Source organism: Streptomyces sp. NBC_00443 (assembly GCF_036014175.1).
Taxonomy (GTDB): Bacteria; Actinomycetota; Actinomycetes; order Streptomycetales; family Streptomycetaceae; genus Streptomyces.
In genome coordinates this window covers 3,569,538-3,588,149 of record NZ_CP107917.1, presented here as the reverse complement: position 1 = coordinate 3,588,149, position 18,612 = coordinate 3,569,538, and the positions used below count along the sequence as shown (strand labels likewise).

General features: G+C 71.2%; 18 protein-coding genes. 9 read left to right on the top strand and 9 right to left on the bottom strand.

The window, feature by feature from the left end:
• Positions 1–26: 26 nt before the first annotated feature.
• Together OHO27_RS15885 and OHO27_RS15880 are read right to left on the bottom strand one after the other, a co-directional pair.
• The gene (locus OHO27_RS15885; RefSeq protein ID WP_328424424.1) at positions 27–1,775 is read right to left on the bottom strand and encodes a serine/threonine-protein kinase; all 1,749 of its coding nucleotides are present in this window, start codon (positions 1,773–1,775) and stop codon (positions 27–29) included.
• Between the two features lie 118 nt (positions 1,776–1,893).
• On the bottom strand, positions 1,894–2,103 hold the full coding sequence (locus tag OHO27_RS15880) for a hypothetical protein (protein ID WP_328424423.1): 210 nt from the start codon (positions 2,101–2,103) through the stop codon (positions 1,894–1,896).
• 96 nt (positions 2,104–2,199) lie between these two features.
• Between OHO27_RS15880 and OHO27_RS15875 the strand changes: the two genes are divergently transcribed.
• Positions 2,200–2,553: a hypothetical protein gene (locus OHO27_RS15875; protein ID WP_328424421.1), complete on the top strand. Its 354-nt coding sequence runs from the start codon at positions 2,200–2,202 to the stop codon at positions 2,551–2,553.
• Between the two features lie 24 nt (positions 2,554–2,577).
• Here OHO27_RS15875 and OHO27_RS15870 read toward each other — a convergent pair whose 3' ends face one another.
• From OHO27_RS15870 to OHO27_RS15840, 7 genes are all read right to left on the bottom strand, one after another.
• On the bottom strand, positions 2,578–4,068 hold the full coding sequence (locus OHO27_RS15870; RefSeq protein WP_328424419.1) for a serine/threonine-protein kinase: 1,491 nt from the start codon (positions 4,066–4,068) through the stop codon (positions 2,578–2,580).
• Complete coding sequence (locus OHO27_RS15865; RefSeq protein ID WP_328430455.1) at positions 4,065–4,805, bottom strand: FHA domain-containing protein; 741 nt, start codon at positions 4,803–4,805, stop codon at positions 4,065–4,067. Before OHO27_RS15865 ends, OHO27_RS15870 begins: the two co-directional genes overlap by 4 nt.
• A gap of 175 nt (positions 4,806–4,980) precedes the next feature.
• A complete protein-coding gene (locus OHO27_RS15860) occupies positions 4,981–5,586 on the bottom strand; it encodes an ALF repeat-containing protein (protein ID WP_328424417.1) in 606 nt (201 codons plus the stop codon).
• A gap of 258 nt (positions 5,587–5,844) precedes the next feature.
• Positions 5,845–6,231, bottom strand: a complete 387-nt coding sequence (locus OHO27_RS15855; protein ID WP_328424415.1) for a hypothetical protein — start codon at positions 6,229–6,231, stop codon at positions 5,845–5,847.
• Positions 6,232–6,326: 95 nt separating this feature from the next.
• A complete protein-coding gene (locus OHO27_RS15850; protein ID WP_328424413.1) occupies positions 6,327–7,910 on the bottom strand; it encodes a serine/threonine protein kinase in 1,584 nt (527 codons plus the stop codon).
• Positions 7,907–8,695: an FHA domain-containing protein gene (locus OHO27_RS15845; RefSeq protein ID WP_328424411.1), complete on the bottom strand. Its 789-nt coding sequence runs from the start codon at positions 8,693–8,695 to the stop codon at positions 7,907–7,909. Before OHO27_RS15845 ends, OHO27_RS15850 begins: the two co-directional genes overlap by 4 nt.
• A 142-nt stretch (positions 8,696–8,837) precedes the next feature.
• Positions 8,838–9,557 carry an RDD family protein gene (locus OHO27_RS15840; protein ID WP_328424409.1) on the bottom strand — a complete coding sequence of 240 codons (720 nt, stop codon included), beginning with the start codon at positions 9,555–9,557 and terminating at the stop codon, positions 8,838–8,840.
• A gap of 256 nt (positions 9,558–9,813) precedes the next feature.
• On the opposite strand from OHO27_RS15840, the gene OHO27_RS15835 reads away from it, so the two are divergent.
• The 8 genes from OHO27_RS15835 to OHO27_RS15800 all read left to right on the top strand — a co-directional run bounded on the left by OHO27_RS15835 (position 9,814) and on the right by OHO27_RS15800 (position 18,600).
• Positions 9,814–10,668 carry a bifunctional methylenetetrahydrofolate dehydrogenase/methenyltetrahydrofolate cyclohydrolase gene (locus OHO27_RS15835; protein ID WP_328424407.1) on the top strand — a complete coding sequence of 285 codons (855 nt, stop codon included), beginning with the start codon at positions 9,814–9,816 and terminating at the stop codon, positions 10,666–10,668.
• Positions 10,658–11,152, top strand: a complete 495-nt coding sequence (locus tag OHO27_RS15830) for a DUF3017 domain-containing protein (protein WP_328424405.1) — start codon at positions 10,658–10,660, stop codon at positions 11,150–11,152. Before OHO27_RS15835 ends, OHO27_RS15830 begins: the two co-directional genes overlap by 11 nt.
• A 224-nt stretch (positions 11,153–11,376) precedes the next feature.
• Positions 11,377–11,886 carry a helix-turn-helix domain-containing protein gene (locus OHO27_RS15825; protein WP_328424403.1) on the top strand — a complete coding sequence of 170 codons (510 nt, stop codon included), beginning with the start codon at positions 11,377–11,379 and terminating at the stop codon, positions 11,884–11,886.
• Positions 11,887–12,325: 439 nt separating this feature from the next.
• A complete protein-coding gene (locus OHO27_RS15820) occupies positions 12,326–13,696 on the top strand; it encodes an XRE family transcriptional regulator (RefSeq protein WP_328424401.1) in 1,371 nt (456 codons plus the stop codon).
• A gap of 432 nt (positions 13,697–14,128) precedes the next feature.
• A complete protein-coding gene (locus tag OHO27_RS15815; protein WP_328424399.1) occupies positions 14,129–15,118 on the top strand; it encodes a malate dehydrogenase in 990 nt (329 codons plus the stop codon).
• Between the two features lie 299 nt (positions 15,119–15,417).
• Positions 15,418–17,256, top strand: a complete 1,839-nt coding sequence (locus OHO27_RS15810; RefSeq protein WP_328424397.1) for a hypothetical protein — start codon at positions 15,418–15,420, stop codon at positions 17,254–17,256.
• Positions 17,257–17,316: 60 nt separating this feature from the next.
• Positions 17,317–17,700, top strand: a complete 384-nt coding sequence (locus OHO27_RS15805; protein WP_328424395.1) for a hypothetical protein — start codon at positions 17,317–17,319, stop codon at positions 17,698–17,700.
• Positions 17,701–17,703: 3 nt separating this feature from the next.
• The gene (locus tag OHO27_RS15800) at positions 17,704–18,600 is read left to right on the top strand and encodes a hypothetical protein (RefSeq protein WP_328424393.1); all 897 of its coding nucleotides are present in this window, start codon (positions 17,704–17,706) and stop codon (positions 18,598–18,600) included.
• Positions 18,601–18,612: the final 12 nt, after the last annotated feature.

Sequence of the window (18,612 nt, the reverse complement as noted above, 5' to 3'; positions counted from 1 at the left end):
CCGCCCCTCACCCGCGTCTGTCGCCGTTACGTCGAACTGCGCAGCGCCGCCCAGGTGTTGGGCCCCACCTCGCCGTCGACCTCCAGCCCCTTGTCGCTCTGGAACAGCCTGACCGCGGACTCCGTGTCCGCGCCGAACTCTCCGTCCACGCCCGAGCCGCCGACACTGTAGCCGCGCTTGCTGAGCATGCACTGGACCTGGACGACGCGCTGACCCTTGTCGCCCCGGTCGGTGAGTTCGGTGCCGCCGTAGTAGGCGCAGTCCGAAATCCAGGGCGGGGTGGCGGGCGTCGTGGCGGTCTTGGTGGGGGTGGCGGTCGGGGCGCCCCCGCCCCCGTTGCCGCCCTCCTCGCCGTCGGAGGGGGCGGAGGCCTCGTCGCCGGGCGTGGCCTGCGTTCCGCCCGCGCCGCCGCCGTCGGAGGCGCTCGGGCCGGCCGACTCGGCGGCGGCCGACGCCTTCGCGTCGGTGTCCTTGCCTTTCTCCTCCGCCCTCTCCTTGTCACGGGAGGGCGACGAGGAGGAGCTGGGGAGGGAAGCGCCCCGCGCGTCGTCGGGGGCGGTGCTGCCGGCCGACGTCGCCGCCGCCGGGGCCGTTTCGTCGATGGACGGGCCGGTGAGAAAGAAGGCGCCCGCGGCGACGGCACACACGGCGAGACCCGCGGCGCCGGCGACGTATGCCCTCCGCTTGCGCCGCTTGCGCCCGTCCTCCGGGGCGGGGACAGCCGTACGCTCCCCGGGCAGTCGCAACTGGACCGTCTCCTGGGAGGTCCGGGAGGTCTGCGAACTCAGGGGCGCCCGGGCGGTCTCCTGGACGGCGACACCTTCCAGTACCTCGCAGGCCTGCCGTCGGGCCAGCAGCCGGGCGCTCAGCGGCTCGTGCCAGACGGCTGCGCCGCCGTGACCGGCTGCCGTGGCGGCGTCGGTGAGCTGCCGCGGGGTGGGACGCCCGGCGGGATCCTTGGCAAGGCAGGCGGTCAGGAGGGCGGCCAACCCGGGCTCCACGGCGGTGAGTTCGGCCATGACGTCCTGCTTGGGCTCCTCGAACGCGACCCGGTGCATCACGTCGACGCCCGTGCCGTCCCCGAACGGGGCGTGCCCGGTGGCGGCGTAGATCAGGCTTCCCGCGAGGGAGAAGACGTCGGAGGCGGTGTCGCAGCGGCCCTCGCGCAGATACTCGGGCGACATGAAGGCAGGCGTGCCGACCCGGCTCCCGGTCGAGGTGATCGCGCTGCTGTCGGCGGCCCGCGCGATGCCGAAGTCGATGACGTGGGCGCCCTGCGGGGACAGGATCACGTTGGACGGCTTGAGATCCCTGTGTACGACATCGGCGGCGGCCAGTGCCGACAGGGCCTGCCCCATGTCCCCGACCAGCCGCCACACCCCGGCGCGCTCCAGCTTGCCGCACTCACGCACCGCCTCGGCGAGGTCCAGGCCGGGCAGGTACTGCGTCGCCATCCACAGCAGCGAGTCGTCGAACCCCGTGCCGAGCAGCTGCGGCGTGCGCGGCGTGTGGACCCGGCCGTGCACGGCGGCCTCCCGCTCGAAACGCCGCCGGAAGCGGGGGTCTTCGGCGTACTCGGGGCGGATCACCTTGACGGCGGCGAGGCCCGGGGTGTTGTCGGCGGGGCGGGCGAGGTAGACGTGGCCCATGCCGCCGCTGCCGAGCAGTCCGAGGGGGACGTAGGGGCCGATGCGGGCGGGGGCGGTCGGCTTCAGCGGGGTGGCGCCCGCCTGCACCAGAGCGGCGTCGACGGCCGCCGGGGTGGGTGATGGCATGGGCTGCCGGTGGTCGGTCATGGATCCCCCGAGTGCTGCTCTTCCCCAACGGCCACTCGTGTCCCGTCAGTTGGTGTGAGGCTACCGCGTGAGGCGGCCGGGGGATGTGCGCTCGCGGCTACGGAAGGGTGCCGCAGTGGCCGGTGGTGCTGCGCCACTTCAGCTTGTCGCGGGTCTTCGGGCCGTACACGCCGTCGTCCTCCAGGCCCAGCGCCTTCTGGATCGCCTCCACGTGGGAGCCGGAGGCGCCCTCGGCGGTGATGCAGTTGTCGGTGCTGCCGTAGGCGGGGATGTTGACCAGGGCCTCTGACGCAGGCGGAACCTGCAAAGTTGTAGGTACGGCGGGAAGCGAGCGCCCTGCAGACTGTGGTCGGGGCTTGCAGTTGCCGATGCCCCGGTCGTTCACAGGAAACGGGGAGAAAGCATGACACTGACGCGAGTCAAGTACGGGGCGGCGCTGGGCGTCGCGGCGCTGAGCGTGACGATGTTCGCGGCCGCGCCGGCGACGGCTGATGCCAACAAGACCTGGAGCCGGAACTGCTCCGACGACACCACGTACGTCGGCAAGGTCAGCGATCACGTGGCCACCACCACCAAGAAGACCGATGGGGATTGCGCGGGCCACGCCTACGTGCGGATCAAGGTGCAGGGCTCGTGGGGCACCTGGGCCAGCAGCACCTCGACGGCGACCAGGCGCAGCCCGGTGTACAAGATCGAGGCCTCGCAGCACAAGGACTGCAACTGCAGTACCGCCAACGTCCACACGCTCTATCCGTAAGGCTCATCCGTTCCTGTCCCTGTTTCATTCGAACAGGGACAGGAACCTGCCCCACGTCGTGGTCTCACCGCTCGCACAGCTGTCGACCAGCCGGTGCGAGTGCGGTGCGTACGTGCCTGCCAGGTTGTCCATGGAGTTGACCCTGTCGCAGCCGGTGCGCTGGGCCTCGCGGCTGCGGTCGTAGCCGGCCGCCTCGAAGTCCGTGCCGCGGTAGTAGGCCACGTCGTGGTTCCGCCGATTCCCGGCGAGGTTGTTGAAGATCGAGCGGACGGGGCCGTCGGCCGCCCAGTCGCACGTCTCCTCGCCCGCCTGCCAGTTCGCGTCGTCGCCCCGCCAACTGCACATGTCACCCCAGCCGTTGTGCTCGCTGAAGAAGCAGACGCTGTCCCGCGGGCAGCGGTCGTAGCCGACGGACACCTTGCCGTCCGTGCTGATCGGGGCCCTCGACGCGGCGGGCAGGGCCTCGTACACCGGTGTTCCGTCGTCGTGGTTGACGTGTGCGTACGCTCCGCCCACCAGGGCCGTCGGCAGCACCAGCGCCGCCGCCAGCATCGCCGACACCACCGGATGCCGGTGCCAGGGGCGGGGGCGCAGGCGTGGCAGGCGCCCCGAGCGCGGGGCGTGCGCCGCTCGCTCCACGCGTCGTAGCAGAGCTTCCGCCGTGATGCGTTCCGTGTGGGTGGGGGCGAGGCAGGCCAGGACGATCTCCCGCCAGGGCTCCGGCAGTTCGGGAGACAGGCGCAATTCCTCGGCGCCGTGCGCGTAGCGCGTCACCGCGTCGGTGCGTGCCTGCGTGCTGCCGCCGGGCAGCGGAAAGGAACCCGCGAGGACGAGGTGGGCGAGGACCCCGAACGCCCAGATGTCGGCGGACGGGCGGATCCGGGTGCCCCGCTCGTCCATCTCCGGCCACAGCAGCTCGGGTGGGGTGTAGTCGGGCGTGGCGAAGGCGGGCGCGTAGGCGTGGGTGCCGTCCAGTTCCGCCGCCATGTTGAAGTCGGCCAGGCGCACCGAAGCGTCCTTCATCAGCAGCACGTTGGCCGGCTTCAGGTCGCCGTGGACCCAGCCCGCATGGTGCAGCTGACGCAGGCCCTCACAGACCTGGGCCAGCGTCGCGGGCCCGGCCTCAGGCTTCGGGTCGTGCTCCAGGACGGTGTCCAAAGAGCCCTCGGCCCGTTCCAGGACGATGACGGTGGCCCCGTCCAGCTCGGGATGGTCCGGGTCGTCGACGGTCAGCGTTTCGTACATGCGGATGAGGCGGGGAGCCCGCAGCCGCGCCAGCACCTCCACCTCCCGTTCGGCCAGTTCGCGCAGATGACGCAGCTGACGCGGGGTGCGGGTGCCGGTCGGCAGGAACTTCAGGGCGGCCCGGCGGGGCAGGGCCGGATCCGCCTCGCCGGTCGGCCTGCCCGCGTACACGGTCGCGAAGGAGCCCGAGGCGAGAGGTTCCCGTACCTCCCAGTGGCCCACGCGGTACCCGTGCGGTACGGGGACCGCGTGCGGCTGCTGCCCGGTCATCCGGCCACCTCGCTCGGCGCGGCGGTCAGCACGACCAGGTCGTCCTCGCGGACCAGATCGAAACGCAGCGCGAGCGAGACCAGCGACTCCTTCTTGCCGTTGACGCGCTGTCCGGGGTCGGCCGTGTCGGGGCCGGGCCGTAGCCGCAGCTTGACGGCGAGGTAGTCGATGTTCCAGTAGACCGCGGACCTGGTGACCGCCGGCCAGACCGACCTCAGGCGCTCCACCAGCTGCTCGACCGCCGGCAGCGGGGCGTGCGGTTCGCCGCGCAGCCGGGGTTCGCACAGGGCGGTCAGGACCACGAAGTACCGCTTGGTGCGATCGAGGGCGAAGGCCGGGGTGGTGACGGAGCCGGAGAGTCCGGTGCGCGCCACACTGCGAAAGGCGTGGCGCGGTGCCCAGACGTCGAAGGCGAGCAGATCGCCCGCCGCGGGCAGGACCACGCGCGAGAACTCGAACGGCACGGGGGCGTCCACCCGGCCCGGGACGACCTTGATGTGCTCCCCGGCGCCCTCGGGGTTCTCGACCACATAGGTCTGGTGTTCGCTGAGGTTGCTCAGCAGCCAGAAGTTCCGGTGCGCGGTGATCTCCCCGGCGACCCGGGGCACCCCGTCGTGCGCGATGGTGAGACCGCCGCCGGTTCCCGCCCTGCCGAAGGCGAGACGTTCACCTGTGGCGATCCTGATCTGATCGTCCGGCCCGGCGCAAGCCGGTGGTACGACGATGACGCTGTGCACGGACTCGTCCCCCTCCCCCGATCCCATGAGGACAACCGATCCCATGAGGACAACCAGTCCCATGAGGAAAACCCTTTCCCCGCCGACGAAGGGCAGGGTAAGGGGCGTTCCGGACAGATCACGAAGCTTGCCCGCGGCGTGGCGCGTCCGCGAGGCGGGACCTCGCGGACTCGACCTAGGCGTCCACTTCGTACTGTCCGACCTCAAGGAAGTACCGCAGTTCCTCCGGCGTACCGTCGATGGCGTCTTCCGCCGCCGCGCGCAGGGCGTCGCTGATGGTCGGGTCGGCCAGGATGCGGGCGACGCGGACGCGGTCGTCCTCGGCGCGGGCGAGGCGGTAACCGGTCTCCAGGAAGGCGCGCAGGGCCTCCGGAGTGCCGGCGTCGAGGGCCTCGTTGGCCTCCCTGATGACCGCCTTGTCGGTCTTCGGGTCGGCGGTGCCGAGGATGCGGGCGACGGCCACGCGGTCGTCCTCGGCCTGGGCGGTCCAGCGGCCCGTCTTCAGGAAGTACCGCTGGTCCTCGATGGTGCCGTCCATCGCCTTCTGCGCGGCGGCGTACACGGCCTTGCCGGTGGCGGGGTCGGCGATGATGCGCATGATGGCTACGCGGATGTCGTCGTCGGACATGTCGTCGACGTTCGAGCCGTCCGTGTCGGAGGCGGCTGCCGCGGTGACGGACGACGGCGGGGCCGATTCGGAGGCGAAGGCCGGAGCGGCCAGCAGGAGTGCCGGGGTCAGGGCGGTTGCCACGAGGGTCAGGGCGATACGGCTCGGTCTCACGAGTGAACCTTCCTTGCAGGATCAGGCCTGCAGATCAGACCTGCAGACTCAGGGACCCGGGGCTTCGGTGCTCCGGTAAGTGACGCAGGGTCATCTTCCCTGGATCCGCACATGAGTTCACTGCAATAACCGAGCAGCCTTCAGGTTCTGGTCGCTGCCGTAGAACGGAGAAGTACGGGCACGCGTAGCGGCCTCCGGCCCTCCCCCGAGGGAGCCGGAGGCCGCTACGCGTGCCGTCAGCAGGCGCTGAGCAGGCGCTCAGCAGGTGCGCAGACCCGGGATCGCCCCGTAGTTCACGCCGCCGGACACCTTGTTGGCGGGGAACCAGCCCCAGCCGCCGTTGCTGACGTTGGTGTCGGCCTGGGTCCACAGCCACCAGTCGTTGCGGGCGTCACCGACCGGCGGGTTCTCCTGGCCCGGGAACTTCTTCTGGCAGACGAACCAGTTGTCGCCCGCGTTCAGCCAGCCCGCGACGTTGCCGTTGAACAGCACGTTGCCGCCCTGGTAGTTGTGGCAGTAGCGGGAGTTGTTCGGCCCGCTGCCCCAGCAGCCGTTCGGTGCCGCCGAAGCCCCCGCCGGCGTCAGGGCCACGGCGCCCGTGGCCAGTACGGCAACGGCGCCCAGCGAGGCGAGCATGCGCTTCATGGTCGGTGTCCCTCCGGAATTGCCACCCCCGTTGGTGGACAGCAACACCATGGCGCCGACCGGCCACGAGCGGTACCTGAGAACTCTCAGGGTCCCTACTTCGCGGGCGGCGTGTACTCCTTGAGGTAGTGAGCGACGCGGGTGGCGTAGTCGCGGTACTTCGGGGGAACGCCGCCCGCGTTGTTCACGACCTTGGTCGAGGTGCGGTAGGCGGCGGCCAGCAGCACCTGACGGTCGCCGGACAGGCCGGTCCGGTTCAGAAGCGGCTCCATGTAGCAGAGGTAGCGGCCCACGGCGGGGATGGACTGGGCCGGCGTGAGGGGAGGCTTGGGGGTTTCCGTCGCGGGGACACCGTCCGCGCGGATCCACCAGCGCAGCAGACTCGGCGTCCAGCGGGCGATGCCGTACTCGCCCTCCTTGCCCACGGACGGGTCGGAGAGGTCCGGGTCGAAGTTGCTCTCCGCCTTCAGCAGGGCTGCGATCAGCGCGGGGGTGACCTCGGGCCGGACGCAGTCGTGGGCGGAGTCGACGATGAGGCGGCGGTAGGCCACCGGGACGCCCTTGTCGGTACGGAGTTCGGAGGCGCCGTACGTGGCGGCCGTGACCCTCGTGCTCTCACGCCCCGGCCCGCCGGCCCCGCTTCCACCCCCGTCGGCGCCGGTGTCCGCCCAGTTGCTGACGCCGTAGCCGAGGGCTGCCACCGCCACCACGGCGGTCGCGGCGGTCAGGATCGTCGTACGGCGGGAGCGCCGGCGGGGCAGGAGTGCCCGCGGCAGGCGCGGCGAGCTGCCCGTGCCCGCCGCGGCGCCCACCCGCCGCAGCAGCGCCTGGGTGCCGATCCGGTCGCCGTGTGTACGGGTCAGACAGTCCCGCACGATCTCCCGCCAGATGTCCGGGAGTTCGGGCGACAGGCGCAGTTCGTCGGTGCCGCGCGCGTAGGCGGCGGCAGCGTCGCGGCGGGTCGACGGGGTGGCGCCGGGCAGCGGGAAGGAGCCGGTGAGGACCAGATGGGCCAGGACACCGAACGCCCAGACGTCGGCCGACGGCCGGATACGGCGGCCCCGCTCGCCGATCTCCGACCAGAGCAGCTCCGGCGGCGTGTAGTCGGGCGTCGAGAAGGCGGGCGTGTACGCGTGCGTGCCCTCCAGCTCCGCCGCCATGTTGAAGTCGGCGAGCCGGGCCGAACCGTCCCTCATCAGCAGCACGTTGGCCGGCTTCAGGTCCCCGTGCACCCAGCCCGCGTGATGCAGCTGCGCCAGCCCCTCGCAGATCTGCGCGAGCAGGACGGGACCGGAGCCGGGACGCGGCTCCGCCGAGAGCAGCGCGGACAGGGAGCCCTGCGCCTTCTCCAGTACGAGGATCGTGGCGCCGTCGAGGGCTGGACGGGCCGGGTCGTCGACGGTGAGGGTGTCGTACATCCGGATCAGCCGTGGCTGCTTCAGCCGGCGGTGCAACTCGACCTCGCGCTCGATGAGTTCGCGCAGGTGAGTGAGTTGGCGGGGGGTGCCGGTGCCGGTGGGCAGGAACTTCAGGGCGACCGTCTTCGGCAGGGCCTCGTCGTCTCCGACGCGCCTGCCCTCGTACACACTCCCGAACGCCCCCGTGGCGATCGGCTCCCGCACCTCCCAGCCGCCCACCCGGTACCCCTTCGGCACCGGCACGGCATACGGCTCGGTCACCGGGCCACCCGGCCGGGCGCCGGCGCGGACGAAGCCGAGAGCGACGGAACGGACGGCGACGACTCGTGCAGGACGACGAGATCGTCCTCCCGCACCAGGTCGAACCGGAGCGCCAGCGAGACCAGCGACTCCTTCTTGCCGTTGAGCCGCGGACCCGTGTCCGCGGTCTCCGGGCCGGGTTTGAGCCGCAGCTTCACGGCGAGGTAGTCGATGTTCCACTGGACGGAAGTGCGGGACGCGGCGGGCCAGTTGGGGCGCAGCCGGTCCACGACCTGGTCGACCGTGGGCAGGGGGGCGTGCGGTTCGCCGCGCAGCCGGGGCTCGCACAGGGCGGCCAGGACCGCGAAGTAGCGCTTGGTGCGGTCGACCGAGAACGCGGGAGCGGTGGTCGCGCCGTCCAGGCCGCCCTCGGAGCTGAGGTAGTCGTGGCGCGGCGCCCACACCTCGATCGGCAGCAGATCGCCGGCCGCCGGCAGCACGATCCGCGAGAACTCGAAGGGGATCGGCGCGTCGAGACGCCCCGGCCCCACCTTGATGTGCTCGCCCGCGCCCTCCGGGTTCTCCACGACGTACGTCTGCTCCCGGCTGAGGTTGCTCAGTATCCAGAAGGCGCCCTGCGCGGTGATCTCACCGGCTCTGCGGGACACCCCGTCGTGCGCGATCGTGAGGTCGTTGTCGGAGGCGGAACGGCCGAAGCCGAGCCGCTCGCCGGGCGCCAGCCGGAGCTGGGTGCGGTCGGTCTCGTCCTCCGTGGTCGGCGGAGGTACCACGATGATGCTGTACAAGGTGCGTCTCCCCGTGCCTGACGGCTACCCACGTCAGAGTAGGGCGACGCAGCGAGGCCGTGCCCCCCTCGTACGAGTGAGACACGGCCATCGGCTGTGTTTGGCGTGAAGTGAGTCCCGCCCGGCGAAACCTCGGGTGAGGTCAGTTCTGTACGACCATGGTGCTCGCGGCCTTGTCGTGCCAGCCCTGCTGGCGGCCCGACTTGTCCCAGAACGGGGACAGGTAGACGAGGAGCTGGCCGATGCCGCAGGCCAGGCTGCCGACGATCGGGATGATCCAGCGGATGAACGAGGAGCCCAGGCCGGGCTTCTGGCCGGTGTCGGCCTTCACGACCCGCAGGCCGACGGCCATCTTGCCGAGGGTGGCACCCACCAGGCCGACCATCAGCCACTCGTAGAGCAGGCCGATCACCGCGAAGACACCGACCACGGCACCGATCGAGGCCACGATGTCGGAGCTGGCGTCGTTCACGCAGGTGCTGTAGTCGACGGCGTTGGGGTCACAGTCGTTGGCCGCGTTGAAGGAGCCCGCGACACCGACGGCGGCGAGGATGATGTAGATGACGGTGAACGCCACCCCGTCGATCAGCCGCGCACCGAAGCGGCGGCCCATGGATGCCACGCGGGGAGGCATGCCCGGACCGCCGGGGTAACCCGGCTGCTGCGGATAGCCGTAACCGGCCCCGCCCTGCGGGGGCACGCCCTGCGGCGACTGCGGGTAGCCGTAACCGGCCCCGCCCTGCGGGTAGGGGGGCTGGCCCGGCTGGGGGTAACCGGGCTGCTGTCCTTGCTGGGGGTACCCGTAGCCCTGATTCGGGTCCTGCGGCTGACCGTAAGGCGGGTTGGGCGAGCCGAAACTCATGGCCGGATTCCTCCGTTGCGAATGCGGGGACGATGCGGCATTGCGCGGAGGAACTTCACGATTTGAGCGGTTTTGCCCCCCGAACATGTTCCGCGAAACTGCGCCGTTCATCGTTCTAGGTACCGTGCGATTTTGTCCAGTCTGAGGCGGAACCTGTTGTGCAGATGCAATCTTCGGGATCTTGCAAGGGCGATGTGCGTCACGGGCCGGGCATCCGATTGGAACACCGAGGGCGTCATCCGGGAGGATGGGGGCCATGACCGCCAAGATTCTCGATGGCAAGGCCACCGCAGCCGCGATCAAGTCCGATCTGACCGCCCGCGTGGCGGCGCTGAAGGAGAAGGGCAGCACGCCCGGCCTCGGCACGATCCTGGTCGGGGAGGACCCCGGCAGCCAGAAGTACGTCGCCGGCAAGCACCGCGACTGCGCCCAGGTCGGCATCGCCTCCATCCAGCGCGAGCTGCCTGCCACGGCCACGCAGGAGGAGATCGAGGCGGTCGTCCGCGAGCTGAACGAGGACCCGGCCTGCACCGGCTACATCGTCCAGCTGCCGCTGCCCAAGGGCATCGACGAGAACCGGATCCTGGAGCTCATGGACCCGGACAAGGACGCCGACGGCCTCCACCCGATGAACCTCGGGCGCCTCGTCCTCAATGAGCCGGCCCCGCTGCCCTGCACCCCCAACGGCGTCCTCACCCTCCTGCGCCGCTACGGCGTCGAGATCAAGGGCGCCGAGGTCGTGGTCGTCGGCCGCGGCGTGACCATCGGCCGTCCGATGCCGCTGCTGCTGACCCGGCGCAGCGAGAACGCGACGGTGACCCAGTGCCACACCGGCACGCGGGACCTGTCCGCACACCTGAAGCGCGCGGACATCATCATCGCCGCCGCGGGCTCCGCCCACCTGATCCGCCCCGAGGACGTGAAGCCCGGCGCCGCCGTCCTCGACGTCGGTGTCTCGCGCAGCGCCGAGGGCAAGATCGTGGGCGACGTCCACCCCGGCGTCGCCGAGGTGGCCGGCTGGATCTCCCCCAACCCCGGTGGTGTGGGCCCGATGACGCGGGCGCAGCTGCTGGTCAACGTGGTCGAGGCGGCGGAGCGCAGTGTCGGCTGAGGGCGGCGTCGGCAAGACGCAGGAAACCGAGGACGTCGAGGAGATCGAGGTCCGGGATCCGGTGAGCGCACCGGACGCGGAGGGCACGCCCCGGCGCACCACCCGCCGCTTCCCGCTGTTCACCAAGGACACGGCACGTCCCGAGGGCGGCGGCCGCGCCGCTGCCGGTGACGCCCCGGCGCCCGCCCGGCAGTGGCCGGTCCTGCTGGTGCTGGGCATGGTCGCGGTGGGTCTGCTGATCACCGCGCTCGACGTGTTCCGGGTCGGCACCCTGGTGATCGGCAGCGCCCTGCTGGTCGGCGCGGTGCTGCGGTGGCTCCTGCCGAGCGTCGGCATGCTCGCCGTACGCTCCCGCTTCACGGACATGGTGACGTACGGCGTGCTGGGCCTCGTGATCGTGCTGCTGGCGTTGATGGCGCAGCCGGACCCGTGGCTGAAGCTGCCGTTCCTGAAGGACGCCCTGCATTTCACGGTGGACAGCTGAGGCCTCCCGGCCCGAAAGCCACTGCGTGCGACGGCGGCCCGTCCTCTCCCCCGAGGAAGGACGGGCCGCCGTCTGCGTCAACCCTCGGGCACGTCGAAGGTGCTGTTCAACGCCTGTCAGTGCGCTGTGGCACGGAAGTGACCGTTCCGCTACGTCGCAGCACATCGGGAACCAATGCGCCGCCCGGTGTCGTCACCCGATCGGATCTGGTTCGGAGGTGAGCGATGGGTGCGTGGCAGCCGCTGCCCGACGATCTGCCGCCGGAGGTGCGGCACTTCGTGGAGCAGTTGCGGCAGCTCAAGGACCGCACGGGCCTGAGCCTGGTCGCGCTGGGCGCGCGCACCGCGTACAGCAAGTCCTCCTGGCAGCGCTACCTCAACGCCACCCAGCCCCCGCCCCGGCAGGCGGTCATCGCGCTGTGCCGGGTGGCGGGCACTGGCAGGGACGAGGCGGAGCGCTTCGGGGTGCGGTGGGAACTGGCCGTGCAGGCATGGCCGAAGCCTGCGGTGATGCCGACGAAGCCGGAGCCCCGGGCACACGGGATGCACGGGCCGCGTGAGGCGGACGAGGCCCGCGAGGTGCGTGAGGACTACGAGGACGACCCCACCCTGCCGTGGTGGGACGCGCCGCCGAAGGAACCGGAGCCGTCGTCGAGCCGGTTGCTGATGGCCGCCGTCGCGCTCGCCGTGGTGCTGGTGCTGACAGCGCTGATCGGGGCCCTTGCGCTGGGGTGAGCCCGGTGGGACTGCCGCGTCTGACTTGCCCGAATACAGCGCCCGTGACGGGCGTGATCGTTTATGTGCTTTCTGTGTGTCGATGTGTTGACAAGTTCGCGCATTTGCAAGGAAGTCGTTCAACGGGCGGGCTAGCGTGGTCGTCCGGGACGCACCGGGGTCGTCCCACGTGTTGGCAAGGGCTTACTACCAGGGTTGCGTCGGCCGAGGAGGGTCGCCGGTGGAACACTGGACGCCATTCGACGGGCGTGCAACGGTGCACGCCCACGGTCCCAATGCTCCCGTGCGCCCCCACCCCGGGAACTGAGATCCTTACTGGGCGCATCCCTGTGGGTAGCCACATCGGGGACTCGGCAGAGGGCACCACGCGCGGGGGAACGCGAGAAACACCAGCACGAACCGGGGGGAAGAGGGGGAAGCAATGCCTCGTTGGAGGGCTTTGCCGGATGAACTCGATCCGCAGGTCAGGGAGTTCGCGAGCCAGCTGCGCCGGCTTGTGGACCGCAGCGGTCTGAGCATCGCGGCGTTGGCCGACCGCACGGGATACAGCAAGACGTCCTGGGAGCGGTATCTGAACGGGCGGCTGCTCGCGCCCAAGGGCGCGATCGTGGCGCTTGCCGAGGTCACGGGTACGAATCCGGTTCACGTGACGACGATGTGGGAGCTCGCCGAACGGGCCTGGAGCCGTTCGGAGATGCGCCACGACATGACCATGGAGGCCATCCGGATCTCCCAGGCCCGCGCGGCGCTGAGCGAGTTCGGGGCGCCCCCGGCAAGCGCCAAGGGGGGCGCGAAGGCAGGCCGGACGGCACGCAAGAGCGGCAGCGCGACGGTGACGCCCGGCATTGCGGGTCCGGCGGGCGTGGCACCGACGGTGCCGCCCGTGCCCGCACAGCCGACGGCGCCGGAGGTACGGGACTCCGCGGTACGGGACTCGGCGGTGCGGGACTCCGCGCTTCGCGATACTCCGGTGCGGGATTCCTCCGTACGGGACTCGGTCCGGGATTCCCCAGTCCGCGATTCCCCGGTACGGGACTCGCCGGTGCGGGACTCCGGCGGAGGTGACGTCCTGGAGGGCGGGGCCGACTCCGGGGGCAACTCGTGGGGACTGGCGGGGTATCGAGGTCCGGGACCGGCGGGTGCCCGTACGTCGGGGGCGGTGCCGTCGGGAGCGTCCGGGCTATCCGCGACGTCCGGGGCGTTCGCCGCCTCCGGGGCGTCCGGCGCCGCGTCGGGCTGGGTGCAGGGCGCATCCCAGCCGTACGGCGAGCCCCCGCAGGGCCCCCGTCCCGGAGGCGGGTCCTCCGGGGGTGGCGGTGGCAAGCGGCGGCTGACGATGTTCCTCGCGGGGGTCGTCGGCGTGCTGGTCGTGATCGCGGCGGTGTTCTTCTTCACCGACGCCGGCCGCGGCCAGAAGGGCGACGAGGCCGCCAACTCGCCTTCTCCGTCCGTGACGACCGACCCCGACCTGCCGGCCGGCGTCAAGTGCAGCGGTGACTCCTGCACCGGCAAGGACGCGGAGAGCATGGGGTGCAGTGGTGACCTCGTGACGACCGCCAGGACCGCGACCGTCGGCACGGCCGTGGTCGAGGTGCGCTACAGCGAGACGTGCGGCGCCGCGTGGGGCCGTATCACTCAGGCCGCGCAGGGGGACGAGGTGGTGGTGACGGTCGGCAAGACGAAGGAGACCGGCACGATCACCGCCGTCGGCGACACCATCGCGTACACGCCGATGGTGGCCGTGAAGGACGCGGGCGAGGCCACGGCCTGCGCGACGCTGGCCGCCGGTCAGGAGGGGTGCACGCAGTAACGGCGCACCCGAAGGACTCTCGGAGCGGTATCTCGACGCCGGTCAGGCCCTCGCAGCCTGGCCGGCGTCGGGCGTTCGCAACGGCCGAGGGATCGGGGTGACCGGGGCGAAAGGACCGGGGCGAAAAGATTTCGGGTCGGACAGGAATGGCCGCCGGCGAAGTGGGCACGCGCACCGTACCCCCACGGGAGTCCGGCAACCGGTACCCCCACCCGGCGGCCGCCCACGTCCCCCTCTCCCGGACAGGGCGGCCGCCGCTTTTCGCCCCAGTGGTGGCTTTGTGGGCCGGGCCACACCGACCCGACCGTGCGAGATACCGGAGGCGCGATAGCCTGACCGGTGGATCTCTCGACGCCAAGAGATCGATCATCTCTACGTCCCGCACCCCGGGGCAGGGATGCCCTCACCGCCAGCTGTCATACGGAGAACGCCATGACCCGCACTCCCGTGAACGTCACCGTCACCGGCGCGGCCGGCCAGATCGGTTACGCCCTGCTCTTCCGCATCGCCTCCGGCCAGCTGCTCGGCGCGGACGTGCCGGTCAAGCTGCGCCTCCTTGAGATCACCCCCGCGCTCAAGGCCGCCGAGGGCACCGCCATGGAGCTCGACGACTGCGCGTTCCCGCTCCTCCAGGGCATCGACATCTCGGACGACCCGAACGTCGCCTTCGACGGCGCCAATGTCGCGCTGCTCGTGGGTGCCCGCCCCCGCACCAAGGGCATGGAGCGCGGTGACCTCCTGGAGGCCAACGGCGGCATCTTCAAGCCCCAGGGCCAGGCCATCAACGCCCACGCCGCGGACGACATCAAGGTCTTGGTCGTCGGCAACCCGGCCAACACCAACGCGCTCATCGCGCAGGCCGCCGCCCCGGACGTACCGGCCGAGCGCTTCACCGCGATGACCCGCCTCGACCACAACCGCGCGCTGACCCAGCTCGCGAAGAAGACGGGCTCGACGGTCGCCGACATCAAGCGCCTGACGATCTGGGGCAACCACTCCGCGACCCAGTACCCGGACATCTTCCACGCCACGGTCGCCGGCAAGAACGCCGCCGAGGTCGTCAACGACGAGAAGTGGCTGGCCGACGACTTCATCCCGACCGTCGCCAAGCGCGGTGCGGCGATCATCGAGGCCCGCGGCGCCTCCTCCGCGGCCTCCGCCGCCAACGCCGCCATCGACCACGTCCACACCTGGGTCAACGGCACCGCCGACGGTGACTGGGTCTCCATGGGCATCCCGTCCGACGGCTCGTACGGCGTCCCGGAGGGCCTGATCTCCTCCTTCCCGGTCACCACCAAGGACGGCACGTACGAGATCGTCCAGGGCCTGGACATCAACGAGTTCTCGCGCGCCCGCATCGACGCCTCCGTCAAGGAGCTCGAGGAGGAGCGCGAGGCGGTCCGCTCCCTCGGCCTCATCTGACAGGCGCGAGCCGACACTCACACCGATCCCCGGGCGGCACGGCTGCCCGGGGATCGGTGCGTCCGCTCCTTGTTCTTCGCAGCAGCAGAAGCAGCGGCATCGTCGTCGAACGCCCGTGCAGGCGCTGCGCAGGAAACGTGAGCGGAAGGAGGGAGACCGCGGCTTCGGGTGACCCGTGTCACACCTGTGTCCTATGCTGGTCGATCCTGACGCGGCCAACTCCTGTGCGGGATGGGGGAGTTGGCTGCGCCATGACAGGGCAACCTGCCATGACTGGTTCCTGAATCGGGGGACGATCCATGACTCAGCCGCAGCTCCCGCCCCAGCGGGGGCAAGAGCCGAGATCCGGGCCACGCCGTCCGGTCGACCCGGCGCGGAGTGAGGCGTGCCGGCTGCTCTGTGCGGGGACGTATCTGCACGTCGGTTACCGGGACGCGGTGATCGACGAACTGTACGTGCACCGCGAGCGGTTCGCCGCGCCCTCCTACGGCTACGACGCGGCCCGCGTCCTCGCCCACGCCCTGCGTTCCCGCCGCCAGGAAGTGGCGTGGTCGGCAGGGATGATCGCCCTGTGGGTGGTCGTGGCGGCGCTCACCAAGTTCCACATCACCGTGGTGATCTGGCCGATCCTGTTGATCGCGCTGGGCCGCCGGCTGGGCGGCAGCCGTGACATCGACGGGAAGTTCCCGCAGTTCGCCATGTTCCGGCGGCTCCTCGCCTTCGTACTGCGCTGGTACGGGCGTCTCACCCTGCTCTTCGTCTACGTCACCCTGTTCCGGCTGCTCATCGCCGGTCCGGACGAGTACGCGTCCGACTCCTACGGTGGTTCGGGTGACAGCTTCCTCGACTCGTCGGACGGCGCCGATTTCGGCACCCCCTTCGACCCGTTGAACGCGGCCCTCGCGGAACCCAACCGCTTCACCGCCGCATGCCTGCTCGCGCTGCCGCTGCTGCTGGCCCTGCTCAGCGTGGGACAGCGGGGCCAGTTCGCGCGCACGATCGCGGGCGAGCTGTCCAAGCAGCGTTTCCCGAACGCCGCCGACGACCCGGCCGAGTCGGCATCCGCACCTAGGTTCGGCGAACTGAGCCGGCGTATCCGCCAGGAGCAGCACGCGCCGCTCATCCTCTACGCGAAGGCCGAGCCGTTCCGCGGCGCGGGACTGCCCTTCGAACCGTGGTCCCTGTCGATCGAACTGCGCCCCCGCACGGCCGGCGACGGGGACTCCCCCCTCGACGCGCTCAGGAAGACCGACCCCACGCCCGCGGAGCCGCTCGACAACGCCACGGTGCTGGAGAAGATCAAGCCGCTGGTGGAGCAGTTGCGGGAGCCCTCGGCGCGCACCTCCCCGCAGGCCGCCGACGCCGTGCTGGACCGGCTGCGCGAACTCGTCGTGGACGAGTGCGTGTTCCTGCCCGCGGAAGGGCTGCCGGGGCGGATGGCCTTCCCGTACACCAAGGACACGTATCTGATGCACCGCACGGACGCGGTGGAGGAAGGCGGCGAGCAGCGGCGGCACTTCCTTCGGGTGCGCGTCGGCGGGTGGGACGAGGAGATCGTCGTCACTGTCTTCGTCCGAGTCCACACCCAGGGCGGCATGCTGATGCTCGAGGTCGCCCCGCACGTACTGCCGCCGGTCAACGCGCTGTTCGCCACCGCCGACAGGAAGGCGCACGAGCATCTGCACCGCGGCGGCCTCGGCCGCTACCTCTTCGCGTTGCTGCGCATCCCGGCCGCGACCGGAGACGCCCTGCGGGTCCTCGCCCGCGCGGTCGCCCAGACGTGGCGGCAGCTCACCGACGTCCACGCGGACACGCTGCCCGACGGGCCCGGTGCCTCCGTGCGGGAACTGGGCGCGGACGACCGGGCGACCCTCTTCCAGGAGATGGACATCGCCCGCTACCTCAAGTCCGTCCAGGACCGGATCGCGAGCGGGGTGGGCGAGGCGCTGTGGAACGCCGGGTACGAGGTCGCCGAGTTCGAGCAGAAGGTCACCAACGTGTTCAACAACAGCGGGACCTTCGTCGGAGGCAACGTGCAGGGCAACGGGATCGCGATCGGCAAGGACAGCAAGGCCAACTCGTCGGCCGGCAAGCCGCCCCCGGCCTCGTCGGCCGGTGCCGGTGGCGCGTCGAAATAGCGCGTCGCATCAAGGCGTCGCATCACCGCGTCGAAAAGCAGCAGACAACGGAGGGACCACATGAACCAGCCGCCAGCGGCCGACGGACCCGGCTCCGGTACGTACGTCGGGGGATCCGTCACCGGCAACGGCATCGCGGTCGGTGCCGGTGCCAGTGCCGCGTACACCTCGGTGTCGGCCCCGGCCGACGAGTCGCAGCAGGCCCTGCTGAAGGCCGTCCGCGACCTCAGTGAGGACCTGAAGAGGTACCCCGCCACCTCCGAGACGGAGGAGCTGAACGCAAGCCTGGAGGAGACCGAGCGGCAGGTGACCACCACCGGCCGTGCCCAGCCCGGCGTCCTGGACCGGCTCCGCTCCGCGCTGGAGGCGGCGAGCGGCGTCCTCGGCGCGATCACGTCCGCGACCGCCCTCGGCACGGCCGTGGCCGGCCTCATCGGGGGCTGAGCGATGCGCGGCGGGGGCGCCGGCGAGGTCCGGTGGAACAAGGACACACAGTCGTGGGAGCGGGTGGGCGCGGGCGTTCACCCGGCTCCGCCTCCGCCGCCCGACAGGGCACCGACGGCCGGGGCGCCGGGGGAGTGGCCCGCCGGGGAACCGGTGGGCGGGCCGTTACCGCCTGCCCCGGGCAACGACTGGCCACAGGCGCCCCCCGTACCGCCCGGGGCTCCGCGTGGCCGCCGGAACAGGACCATCGCCGCCGCGGTCGGCGCGGCGGTCGCGGTCACCGCACTCGCGACCTGGCTGGCGGTCGACCAGGCGGGGGACGACGACAAGGCCGGCGGCGCCTCGTCGAGCACGGCCACGACGTCCCGGGACGGAGAGGCCGAACCGCCCACGGACATCTCCTCCGACCCGGCTCCCACCTCCGAGGACCCGTTCACCGCCGCCTCCGGGTCGCCCGAGGTACCCGACGGGTTCCGGGCAGTCGATGACCCTTCCGGCTTCTCCACCGTCGTCCCCGAGGACTGGGCCCGCAGCGAGCAGAAGGGCGGAGCCGTCGTCTTCTACACCTCACCTGACGAGCTGAGCCTGCTGCAGATCTTCGAGGTGGTCGAACCGGGCTACACCCCCGACGACGCCCTCGATATCGCCGTCGACAGCCTCGCCGGGCAGCCCGGGTTCACCCAGATCAGCCGGGGAGCCGTCCCGGACGAGACGTATGCGAGCGAGCTCGTCTACGAGTACGACAGCAAGGACCTCGGCGAGCGGGTCAAGGCCGTCGACCGGGTCTTCCAGACGGACGACGGACGCCTGTACGCGATGGTCGTGCGGGGCACGACGCAGGACTGGCCCGGGACGCAGGAGACGCTGGAGAAGGTCAGGGCGGCGTTCACACCGAGCTGAAGCCTTCGGGGC